This window comes from Snodgrassella sp. M0110 (genome assembly GCF_016101465.1).
GTDB lineage: Bacteria > Pseudomonadota > Gammaproteobacteria > Burkholderiales > Neisseriaceae > Snodgrassella > Snodgrassella alvi.
The window spans coordinates 1-271 of the sequence record NZ_JACFQM010000043.1 but is presented as its reverse complement, the minus strand read 5'-3'; the positions used below and the strand labels follow the sequence as shown (position 1 = coordinate 271).

The window sequence follows — 271 nt, the reverse complement described above, 5'->3', positions numbered from 1 at the left end:
GAGCAGGCATCCTGCCGGATATCATACTGGACCGCAACTACACCTACGACAATCTGGACCGGCTGGTAAGCAAAAAACACAACCGACAGGGGCAGAGTGATTACCGCTACGACGTAACCGGACGCATCGAAAGCTGCCGCAACGAAGCCTACTGGGAAACCCTGCAATACGATGCTGCGGCCAACTTGCTGGACAGAAGACGCGGTGAAGAAGAAAGCAATCAGAACCTGATCCGCTTTAATCAGCTGCTCAGCTTCCGCGGACTGAAATA

Annotated in this window: 1 pseudogene; it reads left to right on the top strand. The window is 53.5% G+C overall.

Annotated features, from left to right (window positions below):
* Positions 1-271 (top strand): annotated as a pseudogene (locus tag H3T84_RS12035) (hypothetical protein); the annotation flags it as partial.